The organism is Janibacter sp. CoH_79_TC_3 (assembly GCF_058197955.1).
Genome location: NZ_JBXWIV010000230.1, coordinates 1 through 213, shown reverse-complemented (window position 1 = coordinate 213; position 213 = coordinate 1). Strand labels below are relative to the sequence as shown.

The window sequence follows — 213 nt, the reverse complement described above, 5'->3', positions numbered from 1 at the left end:
CGGCTAATGAAAGCCCGCCGTATCGTTGAAACAGTCATTGGTCAGCTATCAGAACGATTTAATATACAAAGGGTACGGGCAAGAGATTTATGGCATTTGTCTCATCGATTGATTCGTAAGATTCTGTCACATAATCTATGCTTTGTACTCAACAAAAAACTTGGTAACCCGCCTCTTCAGTTTGAGTTGCTTATTTCAAGTTGAGAGTGGGGT

General features: G+C 40.8%; 1 pseudogene. It reads left to right on the top strand.

The features are described 5' to 3' along the window. Positions 1-204: pseudogene (locus AC2FA3_RS15740) on the top strand (IS982-like element ISPsma1 family transposase); the annotation flags it as partial. Positions 205-213 lie beyond the last annotated feature (9 nt).